Origin of the sequence: Paraburkholderia lebeckiae (assembly GCF_050436325.1) — a bacterium.
In the GTDB taxonomy this organism is placed as follows: Bacteria; Pseudomonadota; Gammaproteobacteria; order Burkholderiales; family Burkholderiaceae; genus Paraburkholderia; species Paraburkholderia tuberum.
Map to the genome: position 1 here is coordinate 1266068 of NZ_JBNDLZ010000002.1, position 15155 is coordinate 1281222.

The 15155-nt window shown below is 62.3% G+C and carries 14 protein-coding genes and 1 pseudogene; 8 read left to right on the forward strand and 7 right to left on the reverse strand.

Annotation, left to right across the window (positions count from 1 at the left end):
* The first annotated feature begins 30 nt into the window (after positions 1-30).
* Complete coding sequence (locus OKW44_RS08995; protein WP_018424739.1) at positions 31-1770, forward strand: peptidoglycan D,D-transpeptidase FtsI family protein; 1740 nt, start codon at positions 31-33, stop codon at positions 1768-1770.
* 27 nt (positions 1771-1797) lie between these two features.
* Here OKW44_RS08995 and OKW44_RS09000 read toward each other — a convergent pair whose 3' ends face one another.
* A complete protein-coding gene (locus tag OKW44_RS09000) occupies positions 1798-2913 on the reverse strand; it encodes a GGDEF domain-containing protein (protein WP_018424738.1) in 1116 nt (371 codons plus the stop codon).
* 343 nt (positions 2914-3256) lie between these two features.
* On the opposite strand from OKW44_RS09000, the gene OKW44_RS09005 reads away from it, so the two are divergent.
* Positions 3257-3511: a DUF2866 domain-containing protein gene (locus tag OKW44_RS09005; protein ID WP_018424737.1), complete on the forward strand. Its 255-nt coding sequence runs from the start codon at positions 3257-3259 to the stop codon at positions 3509-3511.
* A gap of 16 nt (positions 3512-3527) precedes the next feature.
* Here OKW44_RS09005 and OKW44_RS09010 read toward each other — a convergent pair whose 3' ends face one another.
* Both OKW44_RS09010 and OKW44_RS09015 read right to left on the reverse strand, forming a co-directional pair.
* Entirely contained in the window at positions 3528-4157 is a 630-nt protein-coding gene (locus OKW44_RS09010; RefSeq protein ID WP_026226579.1) for a 2-hydroxychromene-2-carboxylate isomerase, read from the reverse strand.
* Between the two features lie 111 nt (positions 4158-4268).
* Entirely contained in the window at positions 4269-4895 is a 627-nt protein-coding gene (locus tag OKW44_RS09015) for a LysE family translocator (RefSeq protein WP_013091224.1), read from the reverse strand.
* A 170-nt stretch (positions 4896-5065) separates the two neighbouring features.
* On the opposite strand from OKW44_RS09015, the gene OKW44_RS09020 reads away from it, so the two are divergent.
* From OKW44_RS09020 to OKW44_RS09035, 4 genes are all read left to right on the forward strand, one after another.
* On the forward strand, positions 5066-5650 hold the full coding sequence (locus OKW44_RS09020; protein WP_026226578.1) for an IMPACT family protein: 585 nt from the start codon (positions 5066-5068) through the stop codon (positions 5648-5650).
* Positions 5651-5913: 263 nt separating this feature from the next.
* The gene (locus OKW44_RS09025) at positions 5914-6495 is read left to right on the forward strand and encodes a hypothetical protein (protein WP_018424734.1); all 582 of its coding nucleotides are present in this window, start codon (positions 5914-5916) and stop codon (positions 6493-6495) included.
* 109 nt (positions 6496-6604) lie between these two features.
* On the forward strand, positions 6605-7225 hold the full coding sequence (locus OKW44_RS09030; protein ID WP_026226576.1) for a LysE family translocator: 621 nt from the start codon (positions 6605-6607) through the stop codon (positions 7223-7225).
* A gap of 256 nt (positions 7226-7481) precedes the next feature.
* On the forward strand, positions 7482-8459 hold the full coding sequence (locus tag OKW44_RS09035; RefSeq protein WP_018424732.1) for a 2-dehydropantoate 2-reductase: 978 nt from the start codon (positions 7482-7484) through the stop codon (positions 8457-8459).
* A gap of 86 nt (positions 8460-8545) precedes the next feature.
* Here the strand turns inward: OKW44_RS09035 and OKW44_RS09040 are convergent.
* The 3 genes and pseudogenes from OKW44_RS09040 to oxlT all read right to left on the reverse strand — a co-directional run bounded on the left by OKW44_RS09040 (position 8546) and on the right by oxlT (position 12466).
* A pseudogene (locus tag OKW44_RS09040) lies at positions 8546-10004 on the reverse strand (aldehyde dehydrogenase family protein).
* 92 nt (positions 10005-10096) lie between these two features.
* Positions 10097-11080, reverse strand: coding sequence for a LysR family transcriptional regulator (locus tag OKW44_RS09045; RefSeq protein ID WP_018424730.1), 984 nt, complete (start codon positions 11078-11080; stop codon positions 10097-10099).
* Positions 11081-11110: 30 nt separating this feature from the next.
* On the reverse strand, positions 11111-12466 hold the full coding sequence (gene oxlT / locus OKW44_RS09050) for an oxalate/formate MFS antiporter (RefSeq protein WP_018424729.1): 1356 nt from the start codon (positions 12464-12466) through the stop codon (positions 11111-11113).
* 371 nt (positions 12467-12837) lie between these two features.
* On the opposite strand from oxlT, the gene OKW44_RS09055 reads away from it, so the two are divergent.
* Both OKW44_RS09055 and OKW44_RS09060 read left to right on the forward strand, forming a co-directional pair.
* Positions 12838-13785, forward strand: coding sequence for a LysR family transcriptional regulator (locus OKW44_RS09055; protein ID WP_018424728.1), 948 nt, complete (start codon positions 12838-12840; stop codon positions 13783-13785).
* 96 nt (positions 13786-13881) lie between these two features.
* Positions 13882-14202 (forward strand): HAD family hydrolase, encoded by a 321-nt coding sequence (locus OKW44_RS09060; protein WP_018424727.1) that lies wholly within the window; start codon positions 13882-13884, stop codon positions 14200-14202.
* A 90-nt stretch (positions 14203-14292) separates the two neighbouring features.
* Here the strand turns inward: OKW44_RS09060 and OKW44_RS09065 are convergent, their stop codons facing one another.
* The gene (locus OKW44_RS09065; RefSeq protein WP_026226575.1) at positions 14293-15138 is read right to left on the reverse strand and encodes an NAD(P)(+) transhydrogenase (Re/Si-specific) subunit beta; all 846 of its coding nucleotides are present in this window, start codon (positions 15136-15138) and stop codon (positions 14293-14295) included.
* Between the last annotated feature and the right edge of the window lie 17 nt (positions 15139-15155).

Consider the following 15155-nt stretch of genomic DNA (forward strand, 5'->3'; position numbering starts at 1 on the left):
GAAAGTACGTGAGGTCCGCTGCCCGCCGCCATGATCCGCCAGAAAAAACCGCCATCGTCCGATCCCTATGCCTTAGCCGCGAAGAACCCGCTGCTCGATGCGCGACTACCCGCGTGGCGCTCGAAGTTCGTCGTGCTGCTCGTGTTCGGCGCGTTCGCGACGCTCGCGCTCCGCGCGTTCTGGGTGCAGGTCGTGAATCAGGACTTCTACGTCGACCAAGGGCAGAAGCGCTATCAGCGCCTGCTCGAACTCGACGCGACGCGCGGCCGGATCGTCGATCGCAATGGTTCGATGCTCGCGGTCAGTCTCGCGACCTACGAGATCTGGGCCACGCCGAAGCTCGTCGACGAAAGCGCGTTCGCGCCGCTGGCAAAGCTGCTCGATCTGCCGCTCGCGGAACTGCATCGCCGTCTGAACGGCGAGCGCAGCTTCGTGCTGCTCAAGCGCCAGGTCGATGCCGACACTGCCGGGCATCTGTCGCGCCTCGGGCTCGCCGGAATCACGCAGATCGCAGACACCAAACGCTTTTATCCCGAGGGCGAGTCGGCCGCGCACGTGGTCGGCTTCACCGACATCGAGGACAACGGCCAGGAAGGCGTTGAACTCGCCGCCAACGCGCAGTTGCAAGGCGCGCCCGGCCACCGCGAGGTGATCCGCGACCGGCTCGGCCGCGTGATCTCGGAGACGCGGCCGCTCGTGCCCGCGCGCAACGGCGCCACGATCCAGCTGACGATCGACCGGCGCATCCAGCAACTCGCGTACACACAACTCAAAGCCGCGATCGCGCAGCACCGCGCCGAAGCGGGCAGCGTGGTCGTGCTCGATGCGCGCAACGGCGAGATCCTCGCGCTCGCCAACTACCCGAGCTTCGATCCGAACGACCGCACGCGCCTGTCCGGCCGGCAGTTGCGCAATCGCGCGGTGATCGACACGTTCGAACCGGGTTCGACGATTAAGCCGCTGGTCGTCGCACTGTCGATCGACGAAGGCAAGGTGCGGCCGCAGAGCATCATCGATACCGCGCCCGGCTGGTATCGGATCGGCCCGGCCGTAGTTCACGACACGTCGAATCACGGCGCGATGACGGTCGCCGAGGCGGTGCAGAAGTCGAGCAATATCGCGCTGGCAAAGCTCGCGCTGAATCTGCCGGCCGAGACGATCTGGACCAAGTATCGGCAATACGGGCTCGGTCTGAAGCCCGAGCTGCCCTTCCCTGGCGTGGCCGCCGGCAAGCTGCGGCCATATAAACGCTGGCGCCCGATCGAACAGGCCACGATGGCGTATGGCTACGGGCTGTCGGTATCGCTGCTGCAAATCGCGCAGGTCTACACCGCCTATGCGGGCGACGGCGCGCTGAGGCGCGTGAGCCTGCTGCGCGAGCCGCTCGACGCGGACGGCCCCGCGTCGTTAGCCGACCGCGGCGAATCGGTCACGACGCCCGGCACCGCGCGCGCGATCCGCAACATGCTCGAAATGGCCACGGGCAACGGCGGCACCGGACGCGCCGCGACCGTGGCGGGTTATCGCGTCGGCGGCAAGACCGGCACCGCGCGCAAGCAGATCGGCGCGGGCTACGCGAAGAACCGCTACCGCGCGCTGTTCGTCGGCATGGCGCCGATGAGCGATCCGCGCCTGATCGTCGCCGTGATGATCGACGATCCGGCTGGCAAGGCGTTCTATGGCGGCACGGTCGCTGGACCGGTGTTCAGCGGCGTGATGGGCGGCGCGTTGCAGCTGCTCGGGGTGCCGCCGGATGCGGCAGGAGTGTGACGCGTAGTTAGTGTTAGTTACGGTCGATCAGCCCTGCGCATCGAGCGCATCGACCTGCGCCTCGATACGATTGCGGCCGTTGCGCTTGGCCTGATACATCGCGCGATCGGCCTCATCCATCATCGCCTGACCGAGCGACATCGCCTCGGCCGGGCTGCCGGCGACCACGCGCCCGGCCACGCCGATCGACACGGTCAATGCAATGAGCTCGCCGTGCTCGTCGCGCACGTCGAGATTCTCGACCGCACGCCGCACGCGTTCCGCGACGATCAACGCGTCGCTGCGATCGCCTTGCAGCAGCGCGGCGAACTCCTCGCCGCCATAGCGCGCGACGGTGTCGCCAAGCCGCACCTGCTGTCGCACGCAGGCGGCCACCGCCGCGAGCGCGCGGTCGCCGGCCTGATGGCCGTGGCTATCGTTGATGCGCTTGAAACCGTCGATATCGATGAAAAGACATGCGACCGGCACGCGATAACGGGCCGCGCGCATCAACTCCTCGCGCAGCCGTTCGTCGAAATAGCGGCGATTCGCGAGGCCGGTCAGCGAGTCGGTCATGCCGAGCTGCTTGAGCCGCTCGCGATGCGCGACGTTGTCGAGACTCGCGGTGACGATGCTCGCGAAGCGCTCGAGAATGTCGGTGGCCATGCCGGCGCCGAAGCGCGCGGGGTCGTCGCTGCCGAGGCATAGATAGCCGCTGACGCTCGTGCCCGAGACGAGCGGCAGCAGGATCGCGCTGGCCGGCACGTGAGCTGGCGCGGCACCGAAGAACGCGTGGCGCGTGTCGTCGTCGAGTTCGCCAGGGCGGCCAAGCCACGGCCGATCGTCTTCGCACAAGGATTGCGCGACGAGACCGCCCTCGCGCGACGTCTTCAGCTGCGCATTATCGAGCGCGCGCAGGTTGCCCGGCTCGAGCAGTTCGAGCAGCATTGGCGCGCGCTCGTCGAGCCACAGCACCACGTTCGCGAGCGAGAACTCCTGCGGCAGATGGCTGAACAACGTATCGAGAAACGATGCGAAATCCTGCGCGCCGATCAACCGCAACTCGACGTTCTGGAAGCGGCGCAACGTGCGCTCATTGTGCTGCACGGTGTCGACGAGCGCGCGAAGGCGCTCGGAAAGCGGCGTTTGGGCGAGATTCGTCACGGTATCAACAAGGCGGCCCTGAAGGCGAAGCGGGGTCGACGCCCCAACCCTACTGATAACGGCCGATCCGCCGGGGTCTTGAGGGCAGGCTCGCGACGTGTCGGCCGGCTTGCGAGCGTTCATGCCCACTGTTGTCAGCTCTCGCTTGCATTCACTTACCCTCGCTTACACGCAGTGAGATCCGTTTGCGTAATGATTGCGGTTCTTAAGTTTCGCTTAATTGTTCCCTGCAAGTATGTGGCACATCCCCTGTTGAGCCGCCAGAACATCGGCGGCGCTTTTTCTTGAGGGGTGCCAGAAGCGCGACCGAAAACGGTTACGCGCAAGAAGAAGGAGGTAAATCATGGTTGAAGAGATGGTAGTCGAACACCTGCGTGCGATGCCCGGCCATGAATGGACTCGCCAGATTCATTCCTGCAAGGTCTCCGATCCGCTGCAACCGCCCTGGGGCCGTTCATACCGACTCGTCGAATGGACGATGAAGCACGCGCCCGAATCGAGCCGTCGCGTCGTTCCCGCCGAAAGTACTCCGCTCGAAATCGCCCAGGCCGTGGTCTCTCACGTGCCGGGTCGGCGCTTCTGTCAGCAGGCTGATTAAGCGCTTCCGCTGACGTTCAATGACGCGCCGCGATCGCGTCGCAGTCGTCCAACGCGTCCTCCAGCCTGTCATTGCCCCAGAACATCTCCCCGCCGACAAAAAACGTCGGCGCACCGAAAATCCCCTTGTTGATGGCCCGTTCGGTCTGCTCGCGCAAGCGGAGCTTGTTCGCGTCGCTTTGCGCGGCGTCGATCACGCTCTGCGCCGGTAAGCCAAGCGAGTCGAGCGCGTGACTGACGACATCGATTGAACCGATGTCGCGGTCGTCGACGAAATTCAACTGCATGATCTTGCGGCACCAGGCACCGATCCACGGCTCGTTCGCACCCAGCAGCGCGACACGCATCGCGAGAAGCGCCGCGCGCGGAAACGTGCTGGGGCGCGTGAGCGCAATGCCGTATTTGCGGCATTGACGCTCCATGTCTTTCCACACGTACGCGCCTTTTTCTTTCTGCAATACGAAGGGCGAGTTGTCGAAACCGAGCTGGCGAAATACCGGACCGAGCAGAAACGGCCGCCAGAGGATCGTCACGTTGCGCGCGGCCGCCAACGCTTCGATCCGCATCATGCTGAGATAGCTGTAGTTGCTGCCGAAGTCGAACCAGAACTCGATTGCGCGCGCCGTCGAAGTTGCGTCTTCATTCATCGCTGTCTCCTGAATCGCGCGTGCCATGGCATCGTCGCCTTGCAATGCTTAATGGTCGCGTCGTTGGGTCGCTGATCCCGCTGGCGTCGTCCTGAACTCGCGCTTCGGGACTCAGCGTGTTTGCACTGCCACGCGCAGGCCGAGCGAAATGAACAGCACACCGATGAGCTTGTTCTGCCAGCGCGTCAACCACGTCAAACGCTTCACGAGTTTGCCCAGCGGCCGCATCGTCAGGACGATCAGCGTCGTATAAAGCGCGCTCATGGCAACGAAAATAAGCCCGAGTGTCGCGAACTGCAGAAACGTCGAGCCATGTTCGGGGCGCACGAATTGCGGCAGAAACGCAAGGAAAAACAGCGCGGTCTTCGGGTTCAGCACTTCGGCGGGAATCGCCTGCAAGAACGCCTTCGAACCCGACACCGGCGCGACGACCGGCAGGTGCGCACTCGCCTGCTTTTCGCGCAATGCACGAATGCCCAGATAGACGAGATACGCGGCACCGACGAATTTCACCGCATTGAAGGCCAGCGCGGACGTCATCAGCAGTGCGGAGAGGCCAACCGCGGCGCCCAGCGTATGCACGAAATCGCCAGCTGCGATACCGAGACCGGTCAGAATGCCGGCTTTACGTCCGCCGTGCATGGTGCGCGTCAAAACTAGCAGCACGGCCGGGCCTGGAATCAGAAAGAGCCCGAGCACGACGGCAACGAACGTCCCCAACGTGGATAGGTCAAGCATGTCGTCTCCTTGCGACGCGCGGGGTCTGAATGATGGGCGCGCGCTCAGCGGACCATTGTAGACGAACCCGCGAAGCTGCCCTTGCGCCTCGCTGGCACCGACGATCCGTTACCATGAGGGACATCGCGCCGCCTACCGCGTGCTTCGTTTCATCCACCGACGTTTCCGCCTTGCCCACCTATACCCTGCCCGCGCCACTAAGCGCGGAACTCGAGATTCGCAAGAGCCGCTTCATCGCGCATGCGATTCCGGTCGCCGATCGCGATGCCGCGATGGCCGAATTGCAGCGTCTGCGCGACGAACATCCTGCCGCGACGCATGTGTGCTGGGCGCTGCTCGCGGGCGGCCAGTCCGGCATGTCCGACGACGGCGAACCGTCCGGCACCGCCGGTCGGCCGATTCTCGAAGTGCTGCGGCATCACGATCTGGATGACGTCCTTGCGGCCGTCGTGCGCTATTACGGCGGAGTGAAGCTCGGCGCGGGCGGTCTGGTGCGCGCGTACACCGATGCGATCGCGTCCGCGCTGCTCGACGCGCCGCGCGTCGAGAGGATTGCCCAGGTGTTGCTGGGCGTCGAAGTGAGTTATGCCGACGAAGCCAAAGTCCGTCGATGGATGGACGCCGAAGGCTATGCGCTCGTGGACAGCGCCCACGGCATGCTGGTGAAAATGACGATGCGCGTGCCCGCCAACGCACTCGACGACGCCAAGGCGACGCTGATCGATATCACGCAAGGAAAGGCGGGCTTTTTTTGAACGGCTCAGGTCCGGGCCTGGCGCGGGCAATTCCGAAAACATCGCGAAAACCCTTCGGGCGCGGCCTCGGTGTCCATCGCTAGCGCGGCCCGTTATGATGGGCTGCCACCCCGACGCGAGGCTTGCTGCCCGAATCGGCAGGGAGCGCCCGGAGCCCGTTTGAAAGTTCGACGGTCCAGTTCGCTGCTACCATGCTGTTCTTCACCGGGATGACTCCACTGAAAAGGGCAACTCCTCTGACTTCGACCGCCGCTTTCTCCCGCATGGCTGCTGCGCGTTCGCCGTTGAGATCCGTCGTGCTCAAGGGCTGCAGCGCCGTACTGCTGCCCACGCTGCTGTCCGCGTGCTCGTGGTCATGGTTCGGCCTGAACAGCAGCGCCAGCGCGACGCACACGAAGACCCACGGCACTGGCTCGCTCAGCGTCGCCCCTGCACGCGACTTCGCGTATCTGCCCGCGCGCGACGGACATATCTCGCCGAACCGCATCGAAAATACCGGGATGACCGGGCTCGTGCTGAAGGACGACGTCAGCCTCGTGGTGCGCAATGGCGTCGCGAATAGTCTGCGAGTGGCCGGTTTTCGTATCGACGACAACAAACGCGTGCTCAGCGGCAGCATCGAAACCTTCACGGTGGACGATAGGCGCTCGCCGGCGCTGTGGACGCTGAAGATGCATTACGTGGTTATCGATGCGGCGACCCAAAAAGTCATGTACACGACCACGCGCACCGTGAAGCAGAAGTCGCCGAAATTCACCAGCAACACGATCGCGATCGAAGACACGGTCAACCTCAGCGTCGATACATTGATTGGCGATCCAGGCTTTATCAAGGCGGTGAACTGAGCACGCGGCCAGCCGACGCGCGGCGCGGTTTCGCTACAATCCCGGTAACGCATCGCGCGCGATTCTCCGCGCGATGCATCGTGATCTCCCGTTCGGAATGCAAGCCGTCATGTCCCTTACCGCCTGGCTATTCTTTTTACCCGCCTGCTTTGCCATCAACCTCGCACCCGGGCCCAACAACCTGCTTTCGATCAACGTGGCCGCGCGTCATGGCTTCATGAAAGCGTTCGTCGGCGGCAGCGGCCGGCTGCTCGCCTTCGCGATGATGCTCGCACTCGCCGCGACCGGTCTCGCGGTCGTGCTGCATGCGTCCGAGTGGATCTTTCTGGCGATCAAACTCGCGGGCGCCGCTTATCTGATCTGGCTCGCGATCCAGTTGTGGCGCAGCGACGCACCCGCAATCGATACGTCGCAACCACAGGAGGCTGCGCTCTCGCGCATCGCACGACACGAGTTTTTCGTGGCGGCGGGCAATCCGAAGGCGATTCTGGTCTTTACCGCGTTCCTGCCGCAATTCGTCGACGTCGCGCAGCCGATACTGCCGCAATTCGCCGCGCTCGGCGCGAGCTTTCTGGTACTCGAATGGGTGGCGATTGCATTGTATTCGTGGGCCGGCATGTATCTCGGCAAATGGCTGATGCGCGCGCAGATCCGCCGCTGGTTCAATCGCTGCTGCGGGGGATTTCTCGCGGCAATCGGCGTGAGTTTTCTGCTGGTTCGGCGCGGCTGAGCTATCTAGGGCCTGTTCACGCGCGCGGAAAGGCACGTTCGCAAGCCCGTTATTAGCGTGAACAGGCCCTAGGCTCTCCGACAGTCGAAGCAGCATTCACGTCGCGGTCTTGTCATAACGAATAACTAATACATCGACCGAGAAACTTTAACTATCAGCATTCGTCGCGCCACCTTATGCTCGAACCGTGACCGGCCGCGGATTACTGCAATGCGGCATTGGGCGAACGGCTTTTTCATCGTCACGGAGCGACATCATGAAGATCTGCATCTTCGGAGCGGGAGCGATCGGCGGTTTAATGGGCGTGCAATTGGCACGCGCCGGCGCGGACGTCAGCTTCATTGCGCGCGGCCCGCATCTGGCCGCGATGCGTGAACACGGCGCGCGCCTCATCATGGATGGCGAAACGTTCAGCGCGCCGGTGCGCTGCACGTCCGATCCACGCGAACTCGGCGTTCAGGACTTCGTCATCGTGACGCTGAAGGCGCATTCGCTGCCTGGCGTGGTCGATTCCATGCAACCGCTACTCGGCAAGCACACGGCGATCGTTACCGGCGTCAACGGCATTCCATATTGGTACTTCTATCAGCACGGCGGGCGCTTTGCCGGCACTCGGCTGACGAGCGTCGACCCCGACGGTTCGCAATGGACCAAGCTCGGACCCGAGCGCGCGATTGGCTGCGTACTCTATCCGGCGGCGGAGATCGTCGAACCGGGGGTGATCAAGCACGTGTACGGCAAGAAGTTTCCCATCGGCGAACCCAGTGGCGAGCGCACCCCGCGCATTCAGCAACTGCACGAGATCATGCAGGCGGCCGGCTTCGAAGCGCCGATTCGCGACAACATTCGCGACGAGATCTGGCTCAAGCTATGGGGTAATCTGTGCTTCAACCCGATTAGCGCATTGACGCATGCAACGCTCGATGTGCTCACGAGTGACCCGGGCACGCGCGCGGTTTCACGCACGATGATGCTCGAAGCGAAGCGAATCGCGGATCAGTTCGGCGTGCACTTTCGCGTCGATGTGGAAAGGCGTATTGATGGCGCGGGCGCGGTCGGTGCGCACAAGACATCGACGCTCGTCGATCTCGAGCACCGCAGGCCGATGGAAATCGATCCTTTATTGACTGTCGTGCAGGAAATGGGGCGACTCGTTGCCGAACCGACACCCACTATCGACGTCGTGCTCGCACTGATCAAATTGCGCGAGAAGATGGCTTTACAGGGCAATTGACCGAGTACTCGTCAATTCCTTTTCGTCTTGCAACATGGCCTGAAGGATCGGATGCGATGCATCCGATCCTTTTTTCACATTGGACGTTATTGATCTATCGCCACCCACACCGCTTTCGGTTCCGTGAAGTTCTCGATCGCGACATCGCCATGCTCGCGACCGAAGCCCGAGTCGCCAGCACCGCCCCACGGCAAACGCACGTCCGTATAGCCGTAGGTGTTGATCCACACCGTGCCCGCCCTCAGGTCGCGCGCCATGCGATGCACGCGGCTCAAGTCAGCGCTCCACACGCCTGCCGCGAGACTGTACGACGTGCCACGTGCCATTGGCGATTCGGATCGCGTCCGCTTCGTCGTTGAAACGGATCACGCTCGCCACGGGCCCGAAGATTTCTTCCTGCGAGATGCGCATTTCGTGCTCGACATTCGCGAACACGGTTGGCTCGACGAAAAAGCCGCGATTGCCGACGCGCGCGCCACCCGTCACGAGCGATGCGCCTTCCGAGCGTCCCGTGTCGACATAGCTCAATACGGTCTTCATCTGCGCGGCCGAAATCAGCGGTCCCATCGACGTTTCGCGCAGCGCGGGATCGCCGACCTTGATCGACTTCGCGCGCGTGGCCAGACGCTCGACCACTTCGTCATACACGTCGCGATGCGCGAGTATCCGCGACCCGGCGGAGCACACTTGCCCCGTATTGAAGAACACGCCCGACGCCGCGGCTCGCACCGCATTGTCGAGATTCGCGTCGGCAAAAATCACGTTGGCCGACTTGCCGCCGAGTTCCAGCGTCACGCGTTTGAAATTGCCCGCCGCGCCCTGCAGGATGCCTCGTCCGACCGAAGGCGAACCGGTGAACGTGACCTTGTCGATACCGGGATGCGAGACCATCGCGTCGCCCACCACGCTGCCTTTGCCGGTGACGATGTTGAGCACGCCCGGCGGCACGCCCGCTTCGAGCGCCAGCTCGCCGATGCGCAACGCAGTGAGCGGCGTGATCTCGGCGGGCTTGACGATCAGCGTGCAACCGCATGCGAGCGCGGGCGCGATCTTCCACATGCCGATCATCAGCGGAAAATTCCACGGCACGATTGCGGCGACCACGCCGACAGGTTCGCGCAACGTATAGGTCAATGCATCGGGACGCGTCGGCACCACCTGGCCGTTGATCTTGTCGCACCAGCCTGCGTAGTATTCGACGGTATCGATCGCGGCGGGCACGTCCTGACGCATCACCGCGCCAATCGGCTTGCCGCCGTCGAGACTTTCGAGCGCGGCGAGTTCTTCCATGTTCTCGCGCATCAGGCCCGCGAGACGTTGCAGGATGCGCCCGCGTTCGGCGGCCCGAATCGAATTCCATACTTTCAATGCGCCGCGCGCGGCGCGCACCGCGGCATCGACGTCGGCGGCGCTGCCTTGCGCCACCAGTGCGATCGGCTCCTCGGTCGCGGGGTTGATGTCGACGGAATATTCCCCGGTGCCTGGCGGCATGCGCTTGCCGTCGATCAGCAGATCATGGTGCCTGAGATCGGTCTGGATTTCCATCATGAAACTCCTTGAGTAGGACGTTATGTGGTTGACTGACGGCACATCGATCGAATGCCGCGCGTCGCGCAAGCTTTTTGGTCGGCCCCTGTCTAAGGTTCCGGCAACAGGCTTTGCCGCACGGACCGCCAGTTGAAGCTTGGCGTCGCGGCTGCGGCAGGCGCTTCGTTCGCGGTCGGCGAATGATCAGTCGTCGACGCGACAAACTGCCCCCACGCAACAGCGGCATTGGGACGCAGCGAGCGATTTCTGCGCTGCACGAGTACCGTCGTCAATGCCGTTTCGGGGACCAGCGGACGACTCACCAACGAAGCGCCCGGCGAAGGCCAATGCGCATCGACAGGCAATACGCCGACACCCAGTCCCAATTCGACCATGCGCGCTACGGCCGCGACGTGTCCGAGTTCCTGCAACGGCAGGCGCTTCGATCCGTTCGCGGCGAGTACCGGTGCAAGCGCGGCGCGCACGCCAGTATCGGCATTCAGCGTTATCAGCGGACATTCTCGCAACGCGTGCCATCCGATGCTGTCTTGCCGCGCCAGCGGATGCGCGGACGGAAACACCGCATGCAGTGGCGTAGTGAAAAGTACCTGAGCGTGCAGTAGAGGACTATCGACAGGTGCAGTCACACAGACCGCGCCGAAATCCGCCTCGCCCTGCTCGATACTGGCCAGTACGCTGCTTTGAGGCTGATCCTTGACCGATACGACCAGCTCGGGAAAAACCGACGCGCACTGCGCCAAAGCCTGCGGCACCCAGCCCGAGGACAACACCGGATTACTCGCGAATAAGACGACGCCCGTGTGTCCGTCGAAAGCAGCGCGCTCTTCGAGCAGCGTCAACTCGATTTCGTCGAGCAGCCGGCCAATTCTTCTCTCGAGACTCGCGCCCGCATTCGTCAGTTCGACCTGGCGTGTCGTGCGATCGAACAGCTTCAATTCGACCGCATCTTCCAGTTCACGCACGCAACGGCTCACGGCCGACTGCGTCAGATCGAACTCGCGCGCCGCGCGCGTGAAACTCCGCTCGCGCGCGACCGCGACGAACACCTTGAGCTGCTGCAGCGAAACATTCATGGCGTCGGTTCCGGGCGCGCGACGCTCACGTTATTCCCCAGACTGTCCGGGCCAGTGACTCATTCGCGACGCATTGCCATTGCCATTGCCAGGACCCGCGACGGCCAGCGCGCCCTGAGGTTCGTTGTGCGATTCGATCCAACGCGCGCGCATCGGCTCGAGGATGAACTTCGCGGCAATGCCGGCTGCGATCGTGATGACGGCGGCAAAGACGAAGACAAGACTCCAGCCGCCCGTCGCCGCGAGTACGGACGCGATCGGCACCAGCAACGAGGCCGTGCCCTTCGCGGTGTACAACGTGCCGGCATTGGCGGCCGCGTACTTGCTGCCGAACGTATCGGCGCAAGTCGCCGGGAAGATCGAGAAGATCTCGCCCCAGAACAGGAAGATCAGCGCGGCAAAGACCATGAACGCATACGGATTGCTGCCGAACTGCATCATGCCGAGCAACGCGAGCCCCTCGCCGATGAAGATCACGAACATCGTGTTTTCACGGCCGATCTTGTCGGAGATGAAACCGCACAGCGGACGCGTCAAGCCGTTGAAGATATTGTCGATCGACAGCGTGAGGGTCAGCAGCGGCAACGTCGCGCCGAAGACCGTCATCGGAATGCGCGCTATGCCCCAGTCTTTCGCGATCGGGCCGATTTGCGCGGTCGCCATCAAGCCGCCCGCCGCGACCGCGACGAACGACGCGTAGATCACCCAGAACACTGGCGTTCTGATCATCTGGCGCGAGGTGAAATCGACCTTCGACACCGCGAAGCGGCTCTTGCGTACTCCCGGCTGACGCAGGATCGGCCGCGTCAGGAGCAGCGCGAGCAGCAGAATGCTGACGCCTTGCACGATGCCGAAGAACAGGAACGTCTCTTCATAGCCGCGGCGCGTAATCATGTTCGCAATCGGAATCACCGTCAGCGCCGCGCCTGCGCCAAAGCCCGCTGCCGTCAAACCCGCGGCGAGACCGCGCCGGTCGGGAAACCATTTGAGCGCGTTGCCCACGCATGTTCCATACACACCGCCCGCGCCTATCCCGCCAATCACCGCGGCGAAATACAACATGCCGAGCGTGGTCGCATGCGAATTGAGAATCCACGACAAACCCGCGCATACCGCGCCGGCTGCCACCACCGGGCGCGGCCCGAATCGATCGACGAGCCAGCCCTCGAACGGCACGAGCCACGTCTCGGTCAGAATGAAGATCGAGAACGCGAGCTGGATCGACGCCTCGCTCCAGTGATGCCGCGCATGCATAGGAGCCACGAATAACGTCCACGCATATTGCAGATTCGCCACCAGCGCCATGCATACCATGCCGATGACGAGTTGCCACCATCGGTTACGCCAGGACATACGGGTCGTCGATTGCTGGGTGATATCGTTCATGAGCCTTGTCTCCACTATTTATTTAGTGCAGCCGGCTTACGCGCCGCGCTGGATGTGTCCCGCCTTATCGTTATGGCCCGAGAACTTTCGCTATTCGGGATAAGTCTCAATTGACGCTTTTGCGTTTCCGCAGATCCCCGAACTCGTCTTCTATAAAATTCTTGCTTTATTCCGACCAGAACCACGCTTCAGCCGGTAAGCATTACGGGTTATTCCCCGCTATTGAGTCCGCCACACCACATATCTATGCGTTAACCCGCGTATTACAGCGGCTATTCGGCTTCTTATAGGTTTCATGCTAGGGTCATTGCTGAATTACTCATAATTAAAGTTTGTTATTATGTTGATTCACGTTTCCTTATACATCGACCATGACGATGCGCAATGCAACTCTGCGGCAGCTGAAGGTCTTTGAAACGGTAGCGCGCCACCTGAGTTTTTCGCGCGCCGCGGAAGAATTGCATCTGACTCAGCCGGCCGTTTCCACCCAGGTCCGGCAACTCGAGGAACATGCGGGGCTGCCTCTGTTCGAGCAACTCGGCAAGAAGATCTATCTGACGCCGGCCGGCACGGAAATGCTCCACTACAGCCGCGCGATCATGCAGCAGTTCCATGAAGTCGACGAAGCGATGAGCCAGTTGAAGGGCGTCTCCGGCGGCAAACTGAATGTTGCGGTGATTAGCGCGGGAGACTATTTCTTTCCGCGCCTTCTCGCCGAATTCACGCGTCGCTATTCGGGTGTGGATCTCAATCTCGCGGTACACAACCGCGAAGAACTGCTTCATCAACTGGCGACCAATCAGACCGACCTCGCGGTCATGGTGCGTCCGCCGCATGAAACCGACGCGACCAATGAACCGTTCGCTCCGCACCCATACGTGATCGTCGCGGCGCCCACTCATCCGCTTGCGCACAAGCGCAATATCCGCTTCAGTCAACTCGCGAACGAAGCGTTCATCGTGCGCGAACGCGGCTCGGACACGTGGAATTCGATGGAAGAAGGTTTTGCCGGCCGACTGTCCAATCTGAAGATTGCGATGGAGATCAAGAGCACCGAGACGATCAAGCAGGCGGTCATCGCCGGCATGGGCATCGCGTTTCTGTCCGCCCATACGATCAGCCTCGAATTGCAACTGGGTCATCTGGTCGTGCTCGACGTCGAAACCTTTCCGGTCATGCTCAATTGGTATGTCGTGCATCGGAAGAACAAGCGTCTGCCGCCGGTTGCCGTCGCCTTCAAACGTTTCCTGATGGAGGAAGGCGCCAATCTGATCGAAAAGATCACCCGCGTGAAGGAACTGAGCGTACATAAGCCGTAGGCTATGGAAAGCCAATAAAACTTTAACTATTGCAAATCGATCGCGACTTCTATGCTGCAAGCGAGTTCTTTCACTTGCGAGCCGAGGAGGCCGATCATGAACCACGCTCCGGTTGAATCCCGTATCAGTACACGCAACGCTCGCACAGCGGCGGCGGATCACGAAGACCAATCCGACGATGCGCATCTGAGCGCCTACAATGCCGCGTTCAGCGAACTTGGGCTGCGGTTTCGCTGGGACCGTGCGACGTTCGACATGCTGAAAGAGTTCAATGGCGAGTTGGCGCGAATCACCGCTTATATCGAGCGCTATCACAGCCACCTGCATCGGGCGTACGATGCCGACTTTCTCGCGCAACTGATTCTGCATAGGAAGACGCAGTACTACAGCGAATTCGCCGCGGCCGTGGGCGAATAGAAGCATTGAAAAAGACTCGGGCGGCGGGATCATCGTCCCGCCGTCTTTGCTATTGGCAATCTGGTCTCCTGGCGGCGCATGCATCATTGATCAGCGACGTGTAGTGAAATGAACCGGCCGCTTGTGCGCGCATTGGCGTGCACAGTCGCGCTGGCGGCCGTTGCCGCGTCTACCGTCACGTCCATCCCGACTATCTGCAGAGGCACGCACGCGCATCATCGCCGGCGTGACATCGCGAAGCGCCCACGTCTGCTCTTCCCCGTCATGCCACTCGATGTTCGCGAGCAGGCCCGGCTTGCCGATCGCCAGGCCATCGCTACGCGCGGCGAAGGCACACATGCGCGCTGCGCAACTGACGCGATTCGCCGCGTGAGCGGGATCGGCCGAGTACTCGCGGCTCAGCATCAGATGCACGCCCATTGCCAACGCCAGCGCGCCCGTCGCGAGCAATGCGGCGAGTCCGAATGGCTGTGCCTGTTCAGTGACGAAACCGTAACCGAGCCATCCGCATAAAAACAGCGCAAACAGATTGACGACGTGATGTCCCGGCCGCGCGACCGCCTCGAGTTGCAATGCGCCGCGCAGCTTGCAGAACGCAATCGCCGAGATCGCAAAGAGCAGCGCGCCGATCAACACGGCTGCAAACAGTTCGAGGCGTTCGGTGTTCTCGCGCGCCGCTGCCAACAGGTAGCGCGTAAAGCCTATCGACGTGACCGCCAAACCGATGCCGCTGCCAAGCAATGCAAGCATCCGGGGCCTGCGTGTCAGATCGCGTTCGCGCACGCATGAATGCCGATGCGCCGAACGTCGGCCGAACTGTCCTCGCGAGAGCGCGGCCAACGCCACCATCAGCACCGCAACCAACGCAGCGGTGACAGCCACGGCGAGCAGCAACAACAGGTCCATCCACACGGCACTCCCACAAGCTTGCAGCATGCGTGATCCTCCGTGAT